This is a genomic window from Streptomyces sp. NPDC007346 (genome assembly GCF_040703535.1).
In the GTDB taxonomy this organism is placed as follows: domain Bacteria; phylum Actinomycetota; class Actinomycetes; order Streptomycetales; family Streptomycetaceae; genus Streptomyces.
In genome coordinates, this window is the sequence record NZ_JBEYKR010000155.1 from 1 (window position 1) to 16,268 (window position 16,268).

General features: G+C 71.5%; 15 protein-coding genes and 1 pseudogene. 8 read left to right on the forward strand and 8 right to left on the reverse strand.

What is annotated here, in order from left to right:
• Both AB0917_RS28905 and mce read right to left on the reverse strand, forming a co-directional pair.
• Positions 1 to 1,685, reverse strand: a pseudogene (locus AB0917_RS28905) (hypothetical protein); the annotation flags it as partial.
• A gap of 196 nt (positions 1,686 to 1,881) precedes the next feature.
• The gene (mce, locus tag AB0917_RS28910; RefSeq protein WP_366822631.1) at positions 1,882 to 2,310 is read right to left on the reverse strand and encodes a methylmalonyl-CoA epimerase; all 429 of its coding nucleotides are present in this window, start codon (positions 2,308 to 2,310) and stop codon (positions 1,882 to 1,884) included.
• Between the two features lie 145 nt (positions 2,311 to 2,455).
• Between mce and AB0917_RS28915 the strand changes: the two genes are divergently transcribed.
• Positions 2,456 to 3,661 carry an acetyl-CoA C-acetyltransferase gene (locus AB0917_RS28915; RefSeq protein WP_366822632.1) on the forward strand — a complete coding sequence of 402 codons (1,206 nt, stop codon included), beginning with the start codon at positions 2,456 to 2,458 and terminating at the stop codon, positions 3,659 to 3,661.
• A 75-nt stretch (positions 3,662 to 3,736) separates the two neighbouring features.
• Positions 3,737 to 4,705 (forward strand): methylmalonyl Co-A mutase-associated GTPase MeaB, encoded by a 969-nt coding sequence (gene meaB, locus AB0917_RS28920; protein ID WP_366822633.1) that lies wholly within the window; start codon positions 3,737 to 3,739, stop codon positions 4,703 to 4,705.
• Between the two features lie 81 nt (positions 4,706 to 4,786).
• Here meaB and AB0917_RS28925 read toward each other — a convergent pair whose 3' ends face one another.
• Entirely contained in the window at positions 4,787 to 5,446 is a 660-nt protein-coding gene (locus AB0917_RS28925; protein WP_366822634.1) for a PepSY domain-containing protein, read from the reverse strand.
• Between the two features lie 129 nt (positions 5,447 to 5,575).
• On the opposite strand from AB0917_RS28925, the gene AB0917_RS28930 reads away from it, so the two are divergent.
• Positions 5,576 to 6,238, forward strand: a complete 663-nt coding sequence (locus AB0917_RS28930) for a response regulator transcription factor (protein ID WP_366822635.1) — start codon at positions 5,576 to 5,578, stop codon at positions 6,236 to 6,238.
• A complete protein-coding gene (locus tag AB0917_RS28935; protein WP_366822637.1) occupies positions 6,235 to 7,680 on the forward strand; it encodes a HAMP domain-containing sensor histidine kinase in 1,446 nt (481 codons plus the stop codon). The genes AB0917_RS28930 and AB0917_RS28935 overlap by 4 nt, the downstream gene beginning before the upstream one ends.
• 39 nt (positions 7,681 to 7,719) lie before the next feature.
• Here AB0917_RS28935 and AB0917_RS28940 read toward each other — a convergent pair whose 3' ends face one another.
• The 4 genes from AB0917_RS28940 to AB0917_RS28955 form a co-directional block, all read right to left on the reverse strand.
• Positions 7,720 to 8,196, reverse strand: coding sequence for a MarR family transcriptional regulator (locus AB0917_RS28940; RefSeq protein WP_366822638.1), 477 nt, complete (start codon positions 8,194 to 8,196; stop codon positions 7,720 to 7,722).
• A gap of 148 nt (positions 8,197 to 8,344) precedes the next feature.
• Positions 8,345 to 9,076 carry an AIM24 family protein gene (locus AB0917_RS28945; protein ID WP_366822639.1) on the reverse strand — a complete coding sequence of 244 codons (732 nt, stop codon included), beginning with the start codon at positions 9,074 to 9,076 and terminating at the stop codon, positions 8,345 to 8,347.
• Positions 9,077 to 9,119: 43 nt separating this feature from the next.
• A complete protein-coding gene (locus tag AB0917_RS28950) occupies positions 9,120 to 9,770 on the reverse strand; it encodes an AIM24 family protein (protein ID WP_366822640.1) in 651 nt (216 codons plus the stop codon).
• Positions 9,770 to 10,402 (reverse strand): AIM24 family protein, encoded by a 633-nt coding sequence (locus tag AB0917_RS28955; protein WP_366822645.1) that lies wholly within the window; start codon positions 10,400 to 10,402, stop codon positions 9,770 to 9,772. Before AB0917_RS28955 ends, AB0917_RS28950 begins: the two co-directional genes overlap by 1 nt.
• Positions 10,403 to 10,635: 233 nt before the next feature.
• Here AB0917_RS28955 and AB0917_RS28960 point away from each other — a divergent pair, with 233 nt between their 5' ends.
• From AB0917_RS28960 to AB0917_RS28975, 4 genes are all read left to right on the forward strand, one after another.
• Positions 10,636 to 10,986: a DUF3817 domain-containing protein gene (locus AB0917_RS28960; RefSeq protein ID WP_366822641.1), complete on the forward strand. Its 351-nt coding sequence runs from the start codon at positions 10,636 to 10,638 to the stop codon at positions 10,984 to 10,986.
• Positions 10,983 to 11,276 (forward strand): MTH1187 family thiamine-binding protein, encoded by a 294-nt coding sequence (locus AB0917_RS28965; protein ID WP_018492224.1) that lies wholly within the window; start codon positions 10,983 to 10,985, stop codon positions 11,274 to 11,276. Before AB0917_RS28960 ends, AB0917_RS28965 begins: the two co-directional genes overlap by 4 nt.
• Before the next feature lie 170 nt (positions 11,277 to 11,446).
• Positions 11,447 to 13,318: a glycosyltransferase family 2 protein gene (locus AB0917_RS28970; protein ID WP_366822642.1), complete on the forward strand. Its 1,872-nt coding sequence runs from the start codon at positions 11,447 to 11,449 to the stop codon at positions 13,316 to 13,318.
• A 3-nt stretch (positions 13,319 to 13,321) separates the two neighbouring features.
• Positions 13,322 to 15,277, forward strand: a complete 1,956-nt coding sequence (locus AB0917_RS28975; RefSeq protein WP_366822643.1) for a kelch motif-containing protein — start codon at positions 13,322 to 13,324, stop codon at positions 15,275 to 15,277.
• A gap of 33 nt (positions 15,278 to 15,310) precedes the next feature.
• Here the strand turns inward: AB0917_RS28975 and AB0917_RS28980 are convergent, their stop codons facing one another.
• Positions 15,311 to 16,222 carry a glycoside hydrolase family 6 protein gene (locus AB0917_RS28980; RefSeq protein ID WP_366822644.1) on the reverse strand — a complete coding sequence of 304 codons (912 nt, stop codon included), beginning with the start codon at positions 16,220 to 16,222 and terminating at the stop codon, positions 15,311 to 15,313.
• Between the last annotated feature and the right edge of the window lie 46 nt (positions 16,223 to 16,268).

The window sequence follows — 16,268 nt, forward strand, 5'->3', positions numbered from 1 at the left end:
GTCTCCTCACGCAGCTCGGCCGCTGCCCGCTCGGCCTCGGAGGTGGTGGCCTCCGCCTGCTCCTCGGCCTCGGCCCGCAGCTTCTCGGCCTCGGCGCGGGTGCGCTCCAGCGTCTCCTCGGCCTGCTTGCGCAGGGTGGCCGCGCGCTCGGCGGCCTCGGCGCGGATGCGCTCGCTCTCGCCGCTCGCCTTGGTGCGCAGCTCGTCCGCGTCGGAGCGCGCCTTGGTCAGCAGCTCCTCGGCGGTGCGGGCGCCCTCCTCCAGCTGCTGGACCGCCTCGCGGCGGGCCTCGCCCCGGATGCGCTCGCCCTCGGCGACCGCCTCGGAGCGCAGCTGCTCGGCCTCGCCGCGCAGCCGGCGGGCCTCCTCCTGGAGCTCGACCGTCTTGGCCCGGTACTCCTTGGTGTCGTCCTTGGCCGCGCCCTTGAGCTCATCGGCCTGCTCGGCGGCCTCGCCGCGCAGCCGGTCCGCCTCGGCCTCGGCCTCGCGGCGGATCCGCTCGGCCTCCTCGCTCGCGGCCTTCGTGGTCGACCTGGCGTCCTCGGAGGCCTTGGTGAGGACCTCCTCGGCGCTGCGGGCGGCCTTGGCGAGCTGGGCCGCCGCGTCCTCGGCCGCGGCCGTACCGGCCTTCTCGGCCGCCTCGGCGACCAGCCGCTCGGCCTCGGCGCGGGCGTCGACGAGGGCCTGCTCGGCCTCCTCCTTGAGCGTCTCGGCGCTCTTGGTGGCCTCGCCGACCAGACGGGCGATCTCCGACTTGGCCGTACGGGTGCGCTGCTCGTTCTGCGACTCGGAGGCGGCCAGCTTCTTGGCGGCCGCGTCCTTCGCCTCGGAGAGGACCTTCTCGGCCTCCAGGCGGGATTCGCGCAGCCGGGTCTCGGCCTCCTGGAGCCGCTGCTCGGCGGCCCGGTTCAGCTCGGCCGTCTGCTGGCGGGCCTGCGAGGTCTCCGCGGTGGTGCTGGAGCGCAGCTGCTCCGCGTGGCTGGTGGCCTCCTGGGCCTGCGCGGAGGCCACGCCCAGCATGCGTTCGGCGTCCTTGCGGGCGCGCAGCAGGATCGCCTCGGCCTCGGCCCGCGCGGCCTCGGCCTCCGAGCCGACGCGCTGCCGGGTCTCCTCGGCCACCCGGGCCGCCTCGGCCCGCGCGGCGGCCAGGGCCTGCTCGGCCTCGGCGCGCGACTCCTCCATCAGCCGGCGGGCCTGCGATTCGGTGCGGGCGCGCAGCTGTTCGGCCCAGGCGACGTTCTCGTTGACGTGCGACTCGACGGTCTGCCGGCGCTCGGCCAGCTCCTGGTCGAGCTGCTGCCTGCGCTGGACGGCCTCGGTGTGCAACTCCGCCTGGAGGCGCGCCTGGTGCTCGGCGTGCTCCTGGAGGATGCGCTGCGTCTGGGCCCGTGCCTCGCGCAGCTCGCGCTCGGCGTCGCTGCGCAGCTGCTCGGCCTGGATCTGCGCGTTCCGCAGCAGCTGTTCGGCCTGGTAGCCCAGGTCCGCGCTGTCGTAGGCGGGACGGGTGGCCAGACTGCGCCGCGCCTCGTGCAGCTTGGCGCGCAAGACCTCGACCTGGTATCCGAGGTCCTCGGCGTGCTGGACGGCCTTCTCCCGGTCGGTCCTCAGCCGGTCCATCTCGGCTTCGAACCGCGAGAGATGGTCGTCTTCAGCTCGGTGGCTCTCCTGGCTTTCGTAGCCCCGCACTGCGCGGTCCCATCCTTCCCCGAGCTCTCAACATCGTTCGAGCAGGGGAGACCCCAACCCTGTTCGCAACGAGTACCGCTCGCCGGCGAGCGGTCCCCCGGGGAAATGGTGACAGACAAACGACGAGGACGCGGTACGGCCCCGACCCGGCCCCGGCCCGGAACCGCCCACTCTACCGGGCCTGGTATCCGCCAGGTCAGTGCTCCGGGCTGCTCGTGACCAGTTCGGTGAGGACACCGTGGCAGTCCTTGGGGTGCAGGAACGTGATCCGGGACCCCATCGACCCCGTCCTGGGCTCGTCGTACAGCACCCGGACGCCCTTCTCGCGGATGTCCGCGGCGTCCCCGTCCACATCCGCCGTACCGAAAGCGATGTGGTGGACGCCCTCCCCGTTCTTCGCCAGCCACTTGCCCACGGCCGAGTCCTCGCGGGTCGGCTCCAGGAGCTGGAGGTACGAAGCCCCGCCGTCCGAGGTCTCGTTGATCTTGAGCATGGCCTCCCGGACGCCCTGCTCCTCGTTGATCTCGCTGTGGAACACCTCGAATCCGTACGTGGCACGGTAGAACTCCACCGTCCTGTCCAGGTCGAAGCAGGCGATTCCGATGTGGTCGATGCGCGTCAGCATGGATTCAGCATGGCTCCGCGTCCCCGCTCCCGCCACGGTTACGCAACGTGCGCGCCGTCACACCGGTAGCCGGATGACGTGCGCGGGAGCGCTCAGTACATTCAAGTAAACCCTCGTTCACATCCGATCCCAAGGGGCCGTGCCCATGCCAGCAACGACCGGTAACACCACCTCAGTGATCGTCGCGGGCGCCCGGACGCCCATGGGCCGCCTCCTCGGCTCCCTGAAGAGCTTCTCCGCTGCCGACCTCGGCGGCGTGGCGATCAAGGCGGCCCTGGACCGGGCGGGCATCGGCGGCGACCAGGTCCAGTACGTGATCATGGGCCAGGTGCTCCAGGCCGGCGCGGGCCAGATCCCCGCCCGCCAGGCCGCGGTCAAGGCCGGCATCCCGATGAACGTGCCCGCGCTCACCATCAACAAGGTGTGCCTCTCCGGGCTCGACGCCATCGCCCTGGCCGACCAGCTCATCCGCGCCGGTGAGTTCGACGTCGTGGTCGCGGGCGGCCAGGAGTCCATGACCAACGCCCCGCACCTGCTGCCCAAGTCCCGCGAGGGCTACAAGTACGGCGCGATCGAGATGCTCGACTCGATGGCGTACGACGGTCTCACCGACGCGTACGAGAACATCCCCATGGGCGAGTCCACCGAGAAGCACAACGGCCGCCTGGGCCTGGACCGCACCGCCCAGGACGAGATCGGCGCCCTCTCCCACCAGCGGGCCGCCGCCGCGCGGAAGAACGGCCTCTTCGAGGCCGAGATCACCCCGGTCGAGATCCCGCAGCGCAAGGGCGAGCCGGTCGTCTTCGCCCAGGACGAGGGCATCCGCCCCGAGACGACCGTGGAGTCCCTCGGCAAGCTGCGCCCCGCCTTCGCCAAGGACGGCACGATCACCGCGGGCACCTCCTCGCAGATCTCCGACGGGGCCGCCGCGGTCGTCGTCATGAGCAAGGCCAAGGCGCGGGAGCTGGGCCTGGACTGGATCGCCGAGATCGGCGCCCACGGCAACGTCGCGGGCCCCGACAACTCCCTCCAGTCGCAGCCCTCCGGCGCGATCCGGCACGCCCTGAAGAAGGACGGCCTGGAGGTCGGCGACCTCGACCTGATCGAGATCAACGAGGCCTTCGCCGCCGTCGCCGTCCAGTCCATGAAGGACCTCGGCGTCACCCCGGACAAGGTCAACGTCAACGGCGGGGCCATCGCGCTCGGCCACCCGATCGGGATGTCCGGCGCCCGGGTCGTCCTGCACCTGGCCCTGGAGCTGAAGCGGCGCGGCGGCGGCACCGGAGCGGCGGCGCTGTGCGGCGGCGGCGGCCAGGGCGACGCGTTGATCATCCGCGTCCCGGGCAAGTAGTACCCGTACGGACTCCAGACCGTACGGATTCCGGATCCGTACGGGTTCCAGGGCTAGGGCAAGGCGAACGGAGCGGTGAACGTGGACGTGGACGTCCCCACGCTGGTCGAGCAGGCGCGAGCAGGCAGGCCGCGTGCGGTGGCCCGGCTGATCTCGCTGGTGGAGGGGGCCTCCCCGCAGCTGCGCGAGGTGATGGCCGCGCTGGCGCCGCTGGCCGGCCACGCCTACGTCGTCGGGCTCACGGGCTCGCCGGGCGTCGGCAAGTCCACCTCCACCTCCGCCCTGGTCTCCGCCTACCGCCGGGCGGGCAAGCGGGTGGGGGTCCTCGCCGTCGACCCGTCCTCGCCGTTCTCCGGCGGCGCGCTGCTGGGTGACCGGGTCCGGATGTCGGACCACGCCTCCGACCCCGGCGTCTACATCCGCTCCATGGCCACCCGGGGCCACCTCGGCGGCCTCGCCTGGTCCGCCCCGCAGGCGATCCGGGTGCTGGACGCGGCGGGGTGCGACGTGGTCCTCGTCGAGACGGTGGGCGTGGGCCAGTCCGAGGTGGAGATCGCCTCCCAGGCCGACACCTCCGTGGTGCTGCTCGCCCCCGGCATGGGCGACGGCATCCAGGCGGCCAAGGCCGGAATCCTGGAGATCGGCGACGTCTACGTGGTCAACAAGGCCGACCGCGACGGCGCCGACGCCACCGCCCGCGAGCTGAACCACATGCTGGGCCTGGGCCAGTCCCGGGGCCCCGGCGACTGGCGCCCCCCGATCGTGAAGACGGTCGCGGCCCGGGGCGAGGGCATCGACGAGGTCGTCCAGGCCCTGGAGAAGCACCGCGCCTGGATGGAGGAGCACGGCGTCCTGGCCGAGCGCCGCACCGCCCGCGCGGCCCACGAGGTCGAGACGATCGCGGTGACGGCCCTGCGCGAGCGGATCGCGGACCTGCGCGGCGACCGCCGCCTGAACGCCCTGGCCGAACGCATCGTGGCGGGCGCCCTGGACCCGTACGCGGCGGCGGACGAGCTGGTGGCGGGGGTGACGGGGAGCTCCTGAGCCTGCGTCGATGCCGAACGGCCCCGTATCGCTGTGGCGATGCGGGGCCGTGGTGTCGCGGAGGTTCCGAGCGGTGGACGGTCAGTCGTCGTCGCCGTCGCGGTCGTCGTTCCGGTCGTCACCGTCGTCGTCCGCGTCCACCGTGACCTTGCCGGTCTTGGCGTCGACCTTCAGCTCGTGCTGCCCGCCGTCCTTGCCGGTGATGTCGACCTCCCAGCGCAGGACGTCGCCCCGGCGGCCGTTGTCGTCGTCATCGTCGTCCAGGTCGATCGACGTGATGCGGCCCGGCGCGGTCTTCAGGGCCGCGTCCGCCGCCTGCTTCAGGGTGACCGTGGACGAGCGGGGCGCGTGGCGGTCGCGGTCGTCGTTGTCGTCGTCCTCGCGGGTCCTCAGGACCGTGCCGGTGGTGGCGTCCACCGTGATGTCGTGCCACTTCTTGTCGGAGCCGTGGACGTCCAGCTCCCAGACCGTACGGCCGCCGTGGTCGTCGTCATCGTCGTCCAGCTCGGCCTCGGTGACCGTGCCCGGGACGCTCCTCAGGGCCGCCGCCACCGCCTGGTCGAGGGTGATGGTGGTGGCCTCGGCCGGGGTGTCCGGGCGGTCCGTGGATGGCGTCGGCTGCCGGGTCGTCGTGGTCGGGCGGCGGTCGCGGTCGTCGTCCGCGAAGGCGACGGTGGCGGCGGCCGTGCCGCCGATCAGGACGGCCGCGGTGATCGCGGCGACGGTGGCGTTGCGCTTCATGAGGTTCCTCCCCGAAGGTCGTCGGGAGCTGGTGCGCTGCTCGACGGGGACCACCCTGCCGACCCGTCGCTGAACGCAGCCTGAAGCCACCTGAAGGCCTCTTCAGGTGGACTTTGCGAGGCTGTGCGCATGCGCCTGTTGATCGTGGAGGACGAGAAGCGTCTCGCGGTGTCCCTCGCCCGGGGGCTCACCGCCGAGGGCTTCGCCGTGGACGTCGTGCACGACGGGCTCGAAGGGCTGCACCGGGCGAGCGGGGGCGGCCACGACCTGGTGATCCTCGACATCATGCTGCCCGGCATGAACGGCTACCGGGTCTGCGCCGCCCTGCGCGCCGCCGGTCACGAGGTGCCGATCCTCATGCTGACCGCCAAGGACGGCGAGTACGACGAGGCCGAGGGGCTCGACACCGGCGCGGACGACTACCTGACCAAGCCCTTCAGCTACGTCGTGCTCGTCGCCCGGGTGCGGGCCCTGCTGCGCCGACGCGGTGCCGGGAGGGCCGCCCCCGTCCTGACCGTCGGCACCCTGCGCGTCGACACCGCCGCCCGCCGCGTCCACCGGGGCGAGGACGAGTACGCCCTGACCGCCAAGGAGTTCTCGGTGCTGGAACAACTCGCCCTGCGGGCCGGGCAGGTGGTCAGCAAGGCCGAGATCCTGGAGCACGTCTGGGACTTCGCCTACGACGGCGACCCGAACATCGTGGAGGTCTACATCTCCACCCTGCGCCGCAAGCTGGGCGCCGCCTCCATCCGTACGGTGCGCGGCGCCGGCTACCGGCTGGAGGCGAGGTGAGGTCCGTACGGGCCAGAGCCGCCATCGGCGCCACCCTGGTCGTCGCCGTCGCCCTGGTCGTCGCCGGGCTCGCCGTGCTCCTCGTCCTGCGGGCCAACCTGATCGACCAGGCGGACCTCCAGGCGGAGGTGGCCGCCCGCGAGGTGGCCGGGCAGCTGGCCCTGGACACCGCCTACGCCGACCTTGACCTGGACGACCAGGAGGACCACCCGGTCCAGGTGACCGACGAGGAGGGGCGGGTGGTGTTCGTCTCCGAGGAGCTCGACGCGATCTCCGGGACCGGTTCGTCCGGCGTCACCCCGGCCGCCCCCTCGGCCCCGGTGGGGCCCGGGGACGACGATGACGACGACGGGGACGATGACGACGGGGACGACAGCGGGCGGCCCGGCCGCGGCGAGGTCTCCTCCGACGACCCGGACTTCTCCGACGGCACCGCCACCGTGGACGGCACGACCGCCGACTACCGGTTCGCCGCCGTCGAGGCGACCACCCCCGCCGGACTCACCCTGACCGTCCACGCGGGCGCCCCGCTCGCCGCCGAGCAGGAGGCGGTGGGCACCGTACGCGGGGCCATGCTGACCGGGCTGCCGCTGCTGCTGGCCGTCGTCGCCGGGGTGACCTGGCTGGTGACCCGGCGCGCGCTGCGGCCCGTGGAGGGCATCCGCCGGGAGATGGCCGCGATCACCGCCTCCGAGGACCTGGCCCGCCGCGTCCCGGAGCCCGGCTCGCGCGACGAGATCGCCCGCCTCGCCCGGACGACCAACGAGACGCTCACCGTCCTGGAGGCGTCCGTGGAGCGGCAGCGGCGGTTCGTCGCGGACGCCTCGCACGAGCTGCGCTCCCCGATCGCCTCGCTCCGCACCCAGCTGGAGGTGGCCGAGGCCCACCCGGAGCTGCTGGACCTCCCGGGCGCGGTCGCCGACACCGTACGCCTCCAGGTGCTGGCGGCGGACCTGCTGCTGCTGGCCCGGCTGGACGCGGGGGAGAGGCCCGGGGCCGCACGCCTGGAGGTGGGGGCGCTCGTCCGCGAGGAGGTGTCCCAGCGCACCGGGGACCGGGTCCCGGTGACGGTGGAGGTGGCCGAGGGCGCGGCGTACGAGGTGAACGGGTCGCGCGGGCAGCTGGCCCGGGTGGTCGGCAACCTGCTGGACAACGCGTCGCGCCACGCCGAGCACCGGGTCACCGTCCGTGTGGCGGCCGACGGGCGCGGGGTGCGCGTGGAGGTCCGGGACGACGGGGCGGGCGTTGCCGAGGGGGAGCGGGAGCGGATCTTCGAACGGTTCGTCCGGCTGGACGACGCCCGCAGCCGCGACGACGGCGGCGCCGGGCTCGGCCTCGCCATCGCCCGGGACGTGGCCACGCGCCACGGCGGCACGCTCACGGTCCACCGGGCCCCGGAGGGCGGCGCGGCGTTCCGGCTGTGGCTGCCCAGGGCGGGGTGAGGGACGCCGGCCCTCCCGGCGCCCTCGGGGGTGTGGCCGCTACGGCTTGCCGCGCCGCCCCCGCAGGTGCTCCGCGATCGGCGTCAGCGCCGCGTGCAGCTCCGCCAGGGCCTCCGGGGAGAGCAGGTCCATGAAGTGGTTGCGCACCGATTCGACGTGGTGCGGGGCGACCTTGAGCATGGTCTCCGCGCCCAGCTCGGTGAGGACCGCGTACAGCCCCCGCCGGTCCGACTCGCAGTGGGTGCGGCGGACCAGGCCCGCGGTCTCCATCCGGGTGATCTGGTGGGAGAGCCGGCTCTTGGACTGCAAGGTGGCGGCGGCGAGGTCGCTCATCCGCATCCGCTGCTCGTCCGACTCGGAGAGGTTGACCAGGATCTCGTAGTCGTTCATGGTCAGGCCGAACGGCTGGAGGTCCTTCTCCAGCTGGTGCGTCAGCAGCCTGCTGACGTCCAGGTGGGTGCGCCAGGCGCACTGCTCCGCGTCGCTCAGCCAGCGGGTGGCCGTCTCGGTCTCCATATATGGATTCTACCTAAGATGTTGAAATCCGGACGAAATTACGGATGTGACGACAGGCACCTCGGGGTCACCGGAGTGCCGTCAGGCCCGTTGGCAAGGACCGGCGGCTGGGCGCAGACGTTCGACGTCACACTCCGCAGCCTACCGCTCACAAGCCGAAACGACGCTGGAGGTCCCCCGCCTGGCCGGAGCCCGGAACGCCGGGTTCACTCGGCACCCCGCCCGTCGCCTGCTCGGCCATCAGCGCCTCGCTGGACTGGAGCAGCACCGTCCCCGCCCCCACGAACTCGAACTGGTGCTCCTCGCCCGAGGTCCCGCCGATCCCCGTCAGCGACCGCAGCCCGCCCAGGAAGCCCGTCATGTAGCCGTGGTCGTAGTGGTGGCACGGCGAGGGACAGTCGGCCCACCCCACCAGCGCCTGCGGGTCGACCCGCAGCGGCGGCTCCATGAAGACCACGGGACCGTTCGACGCGGCGACGAACTTCCCCGTACCGATCAGCGTCACGAACCCGGGCACGATCGACTGCTTCAGCGCGAGCGACGGGTCGAACGCCAGCAGGTTCCCCGACCGGATCGTCAGGTTCCCCTCGTCCAGGTCGAAGGAGTTCACGTCGAAGGCCCGGTCCGCGAGCAGCATCTTGCCGCTGCCCTCGGCCACCACCCAGTCGCTCGCGTGCAGCGGCGAGTGGAAGCTGGAGCGCACCAGCCGCTCGAACCGGCCGTGCCCGATGCCGTCGAATTCGATCTGCCCGTAGTAGGCGATCATCTTCCCCTTCTGCAGGAACCACCGGCTCCCCTTGAGCTCCACGCAGAAGGTGTAGGAGTTGACGTTGTCGTCCGACGGCAGCGTCATCGGATCGAAGATCACAGGGGTGCTCACGACTTCTCCTCGATCGGCTTCTCCTCGGTGGTCACGGGCGTGCTCACAGCTTCTCCTCCGAGGCCTGGACGTACACCGCGCCGCTCCCGCTCAGCTCCAGCTGGAACGCCTCGCCGGAGCCGCGCCCCACCATGTCCCGCCAGCCGACCGCGGTGGAGAGCTTGTTGCGGACCTCGCCGTGGTGGGCGACGTACGCCTGCGGGTCGACATGGACGTCCCGGCCCGGGGTGATCGGCAGCTCGATCACCCCGCCGTGCGCCATCACCGCGACCGCGCCGTGCCCCTGGAGCGTCGTCGTGAACAGCCCCTGGCCGGTCACCTGGCCGCGCACCATGCCCATCACCCCGCCCTGCGAGCCCATGAACATCGTGCCCTGCCGGAGGGAGCCGTCGAAGGCGAGGAGCCGGTCGGCCTCCACGTACAGGGTGTCGCCCGCCAGGTTGATCACCTGGATGTGGTGGCCGCCGTGGCCGAACATCACCGTGCCCGAGCCCTCGACCGTCATCAGCGGTGTCGCCTCGCCCTTCACCCGGCGGCCGATCATCGAGGTGAAGCCGCCCTGGCCGCCCTGGATGTTCGGGGTGAAGGAGACCTCGCCCCGGTAGGCCAGCATCGCGCCGCGCTGGCTGAACAGCGTCTGGCCCGGGACCACCGTGGCCTCGATCATCTTGGAGTTGATCTCCCGGAACGGCATCAGACATTGCCCCCGATGGTGTTGCGCTCGCTCGGCTGCACGTAGACCAGGCCGTCGCCCTCGAAGCGCATCTGGAACGCCTCGCCCGAGCCCTCGCCCATCAGCGTCCGGAAGTTCACCCCGCCCTGGAGCTGCTGGCGCAGACCGCCCTGGTGGGCGATGTAGGCGCCGGGGTCGACCGTCAGCGGGTACTGCGGGGTCACCCGCAGCACCACCGCCTCCCCCTCCGACATGATCGCCACCTGCCCGGTGCCCTCCACCGTGGTGGTGAACAGCCCGTTGCCGCTCGCCCCGCCGCGCATCCCGGTGAACGTCGTCCCCGTGCGCAGCCCGGTGTCGGTGGCCAGCAGGTTGCTCGCCTCCACGTACAGCTTGTCGCCGTGCAGCGCGACCAGGTTGATCTCGCTCGCCCGGTCGGCGAAATAGCAGGTCCCCTTCCCGGAGACCTCCATCACGGCCATCTGTTCGCCGGTCAGCCGGCGGGTCACCATCCCGCGGAGCCCCTCACCGCCGCCGGTCATCTTCTTGAAGGTCATCCGGCCGTCGTACGCGACCATCGAGCCGTTCTTCGCCTTGACGGCATCGCCCGTCAGGTCGACGGCGAGCGTCTTGCTGCCTTGGAGTCGGAACATCGCCACGCGACGACGGTAGCCGCCCGCCCCCCGCCCCCGACACCCCCTACGGAACCGTTACGTCCCTGATGCGCCCCTGATGCGTACCCGGACCGGCCCTGATACGCGGCGATACGCGCGCCCGCGGACACGGAGGCCCCCGGCGCCGGGGGCGGCCCGGGGCGATGCCACAATGGGGGTGGCTTGTGCGCGCGTTCACAAGCCCACGCGACCCTCCCACCGAAGGTGCCCCTGTGGACATCAAGACCGCTTCCGCCCTGCACCGGCTGCGCCTCATCTCGATTCCCGAGGCGCTGTCCTTCCCGGCCCTGATCCTCTTCGGCTCGGTCCTCAGCCGGGTCTCGGACATCGACTTCCTGATGATGCCGCTCGGCATGATCCACGGCGTGCTCTTCGTGATCTACGCCGTGTTCCTGCTGGACGTCTGGATGAAGGCCAAGTGGCCGCTCAAGCGCGTCGCCCTCTTCTTCGTCCTGTCGATGATCCCCTTCGGCGGGCTCTACGGCGACAAGCTCCTCAAGGGGTACGAGGCCGACGGCGTCATCGCCGCCCGCGCCCGCCGCGAGGGCACGGTCAGCGCATGATCGTCGCGTTCTCGGTCTCCCCGCTCGGTGTCGGTGAGGACGTCGGCGAGTACGTCGCCGACGCCGTACGCGTCGTCCGCGAGTCCGGGCTGCCCAACCGCACCGACGCCATGTTCACCTCCGTCGAGGGGGAGTGGGACGAGGTCATGGACGTCGTCAAGCGTGCCGTGGCCGCCGTCGAGGCCCGCGCGGGACGCGTCTCCCTGGTACTGAAGGCCGACATCCGGCCCGGTGTCACCGACGGCCTGACCTCGAAGGTCGAGACGGTGGAGCGGTATCTCGCCCCCTGACGCCCCGTCGGCCGTCCGCCGCCCCGCGTTCACCCGATAAGCCCCCGGCGCCACACGGCCGGGGGCCTTTCCGGCTCCGGATCAAAAACCGCTCACTCGGACCTGTCAGGTCGACACGCCGTTGCCCGTCCCCTTCTGTGGGGATATCAACCCGTTCGACAGTGGGAGGCATGGTGCGGTCGGAGGGCTACGACTACGACACCTACAGCCGGCTCGCGGGTCCGCTCACCGAGCCGGACCCGACGGGATACCGAGTGCGGTACCGATCCCTGCTCTCGTCGGAGAAGCACCGAATAAGGGCCGTCCTGCTGATGACGCTCGCCCCGGTGCTCACCGGCACCCTGCTGCTCTACCTGGTCTGGCCCACGCACTGGACCGACCGGGAGAACGGGGAGCGGTGGCTCGTCGTCGCCGACACCGTCATGCTGGTCTCGATCGGCCTGATCGGGTTGTTCATGCTGGTCAACGTGGCCTCCATCGCGCACGCGACGATGGTCGCCCGGGACCCCGTACCCGTGACGCCCGAGCCGGGCACCCGGGTCGCCTTCCTCACCACGTACGTCCCCGGCAAGGAACCGCTCTCCATGGTGCGCGCCACCCTGAAGGGGGCGGTGCGCCTCACGCACCCCGGGCCGCTGGACATCTGGCTCCTGGACGAGGGCGACGACCCGGCGGCCCGGATGCTCTGCGCCGAGCTGGGCGTGCACCACTTCACCCGGCGCGGGGTGCCCGAGTGGAACCGTAAGAAGGGCGTCCACAAGGCGAAGACGAAGCACGGCAACTACAACGCCTGGATCGCGCTCCACGGCGACGCCTACGACTTCTTCGCCTCCGTCGACACCGACCACGTGCCGATGCCCAACTTCCTGGAGCGGATGCTGGGCTACTTCCGGGACCCGGACGTCGCCTTCGTCGTCGGACCGCAGGTCTACGGGAACTACGACTCGGCCGTCACCAAGGCCGCCGAGTCGCAGCAGTTCCTCTTCCACGCACTGATCCAGCGCGCGGGCAACCGGTACGGCGCCCCGATGTTCGTCGGCACCAACAACGTCGTCCGTGTCGCCGCCGTACGGCAGGTCGGCGGCCTCTACGACTCGATCACCGAGGACATGGCGACCGGCTTCGAGATCCACCGCCGCCGCAACCCCGTCACCGGGCGCTTCTGGCGCTCCGTCTACACCCCCGACGTGCTGGCCGTCGGTGAGGGGCCCGCCTCCTGGACGGACTTCTTCACCCAGCAGCTGCGCTGGTCGCGGGGGACGTACGAGACGCTGTTCAAGCAGTACGGCAAGGCGCTGTTCCGGGTGCCGCCCGGTCGGCTCCTGAGCTACAGCCTCATGCTCGTCTACTACCCGATGACCGCCGTCAACTGGCTGCTCGGCGTGGGCAGTTGCGTGCTCTTCCTCTGGTTCGGCGCCTCCGGGACCCAGGTCGCCGCCTCCATCTGGCTGATGCTCTACAGCGACGCGGCGGCCCTCCAGATCGGGCTCTACCTCTGGAACCGGCGGCACAACGTCTCCCCGCACGAACCCGAGGGCTCCGGCGGTCTCGCCGGGATGGCCATGTCCGCGCTCTCCGCGCCGATCTACCTCAAGTCGCTCGGCTCGGCGGTGCTGCGCACGGAGGGCCGGTTCGTCGTCACGCCCAAGGGCGGCCAGGTCTCCCCGGACCGGCTGCTGACCTTCCGTATCCACCTCTCCTGGGCCGCGGTCCTGCTCTCCTCGCTCGCCGCCTCCGTCTACCTGGGCCACACCCATGTGGCGATGCGGACCTGGGCGACGCTGGGGCTCGCGATATCCCTGTCCCCGGTCGTGGTGTGGGCCTGGACCCAGTGGCAGGACCGGCGTGAGCGGGAGCGCGGTGCCCTGCCGGCGCCCGCACCCACCCCCGTACGGCCGCTGCCCGAGCCGGCGTTCCTCTCCACCGCGACGGCCACCACCGCGACGACCACCACCACGACGACCACCACCACGACCAGCGCCCCGGCGACCAGCGCCGCGACGGCGGGCACCACCGCCACCACCACCGCAGGAGGGAACTGACCCATGGCCTACCGGCCTTCGAAGAAGATGAGGAAGACGCTCCTGGGCGGCGGCGCCGTGGTCGTGCTCGCGGGGCTCAACGCCCCGGCGGCGCTCTCCTTCGCGGAGGACCAGTACCACGCGTACAAGATCGCCCGGCCGGAGTACAAGGCGGAGTACGGCTCCTGGGAGCGGGTCGACATCCCGAAGGAGTACCGGACCAACGCGATCCACGCGGCGCTCCTGCACACCGGCAAGGTGCTGATCGTCGCGGGCTCCGGCAACGACCAGAAGCACTTCGACGAGGGCACCTTCGACACCGTGCTGTGGGACCCGGCCGAGAACACCTTCCAGAAGATCCCCACCCCCGAGGACTTCTTCTGCGGCGGCCACGCCCAGCTGCCGGACGGGCGGCTGCTGATCGCCGGCGGCACCGCCCGCTACGAGGTGCTGGACGACAAGGTGAAGCGGGCCGGCGGCGGGATGCGGGTGAAGAACGAGAACCCGGACAAGCCGCTGAAGCTGAAGAAGGGCACGGTCTTCCGCTCGCCCTCGGGCGTCGAGTACGTCGCCAAGTTCGACGTCACCGTGCCCAAGGCGAAGCGCGAGTTCGAGGTCACGTACTTCAAGAACGGCCAGATGAAGCCGTGGAAGACGAAGGTGACGGCCTCGGAGCAGCGGGTCTTCGTGGAGGCGGTGGACGACGGCGTCGAGGCGGTGGCCACCGACGCCGCCCAGTACGAGATCGTCGGGCTGAAGGGCAAGGAGTCCGACAACTCCTACGGGCTCGCCGAGAAGATCACCATGGACAAGCAGGACTTCCAGGGGATCAGGGCCGCCTACGAGTTCGACCCGACGGCCGAGAAGTACATCAAGGTCGACCCGATGAAGGAGGCCCGCTGGTACCCGACGCTCGTCGGCCTGGAGGACGGCAGGGTGCTCTCCGTCTCCGGTCTCGACGACGTCGGCGCGATCCTGCCGGGCGACAACGAGATCTACGACCCGAAGACGAAGAAGTGGACCGAGGGCCCCTTCCAGTATTTCCCGACCTACCCGGCGCTGTTCCTGACCAAGGGCGGCAAGCTCTTCTACCCGGGGGCCAACGCCGGTTACGGCCCGGCGGACAAGGGGCGCGACCCCGGGATCTGGGACATCGAGAAGAACACCTTCACCAAGGTGCCCGGCCTGACCGACACCGACGAGCTGGAGACGGCGGCCTCGCTGCTGCTGCCGCCGGTGCAGGACCAGAAGGTGATGGTCCTCGGCGGCGGCGGGGTCGGCGAGTCCAAGAAGTCCACGGCCCGCACGGCCGTCATCGACCTCAAGGAGGACAGCCCGGCCTTCAGGCCCGGCCCCGACCTGCCCCAGGGCACGCGCTACCTGAACAGCGTGATCATGCCGGACGACACCGTCTTCACCAGCGGCGGATCCGAGGACTACCGGGGCCGGGGGGACAGCAACATCCTCAAGGCGCAGACCTACGACCCGAAGACCGACACCTTCAAGGAGGCGGCCGAGCCGACGGTCGGCCGCAACTACCACTCCGAGGCGCTGCTGCTGCCGGACGGCCGGGTAGCCACCTTCGGCTCCGACTCGCTCTACGGCGACAAGGACAACACCAAGCTCGGCAAGTTCGAGCAGCGCATGGAGGTCTACACCCCGCCCGCCCTGCACCGGGCCAAGGGCGAGCGGCCGGTCATCGGGGACGGCCCCGAGGCGGTCGAGCGCGGGGCGACGGCCACCTTCAAGACCGGCGACGCGGACCGGATCGCGACGGCCCGGCTGATGCGGCCGAGCGCGGTCACCCACACCACGGACGTGGAGCAGCGCTCCATCGAGCTGGGGCTGAAGAAGGGGAACGGGGAGGTGAGCGTGAGCGTGCCGGACGACGCCACGCTGGTGCCGCCCGGCTGGTACATGCTCTTCGTGACGGACACGGACGGCGTCCCGTCGGAGGCGAAGTGGGTCAAGGCCGGCTGAACCGTCGTACGAGGGCCCGAGCGGCCCGGGGCCTCAGTGCTTCGCGCGGCGGGCCAGCCCGAGCGCGTACTCCGGCCACCAGGTGCCCGCCTCGGGCCCGCCCCGGCAGGTGCCGTCCGATTCACCGGGCCGCTTGATCCACAGGTAGGCGTCCACCCGGTCGTCGCGGGTGTCGGTGGTCGGCGGTGTGCCCAGCGCCCGCCCCGGCGGGTTGCACCAGGCCTCGACGCGGTCCCCGGTCAGGGGGCCGCCGCCGTTGCGGCTGGTGTCGATCACGTAGTGCGCGCCGCCGACCGCGTCGGAGAGGCGAGCCCCGTACTTCTCCACGTCGGCGCTCCGCTGGAAGTTGGAGACGTTCAGCGAGAAACCGTCGGCCCGGTCGACCCCGGCCTGGTGCAGCGCTTCGGCGATCTTGGACGGCTCCTCGATCCACTCCGGGTTGCCCGCGTCCACGTAGACCGTGGTCCGCGGCTTCGCCTTGAGCGTGTCCACGGCCTCGGAGAGCAGTTGGTAGCGCTCGGTGTGGTGCTCGAAGGGGGTGCAGCCGTCGGCGATGAGGGCGAGGGCGTCGGGCTCCAGGATCACGGTCGCCGGGGCGTCGCCGATGGCGTCGGCGAACTCCCCGATCCAGGACCGGTAGGTGGCCGCGTCCTTGGCGCCGCCCGCCGAGTAGGCCCCGCAGTCGCGGTGCGGGATGTTGTAGGCGACGAGCAGGATGCTCCTCTTCGTCCGGGCCGCGGCCCGGACGGCGTCCCGGATCTCCGGCGCCGGGTCGTCCCAGGCGGGCCAGAGCGCCATCGGGTGGTCGGCGATCCGCCGCAGCGCCTTCGCGTCCTCCTCACGCCCCTCCCGCTCCCAGGCCCGCGCCTGGTGGGCGGCTTCGCTGTCCGGGTCCACGGCGTGGGCGAAACCTGCAACCGACAGAGCGGCTGCCAATGCAGTCAACAACAAAGCCTTTTTCATGCGCAGTCCTTATTCGAATCACAGCCAT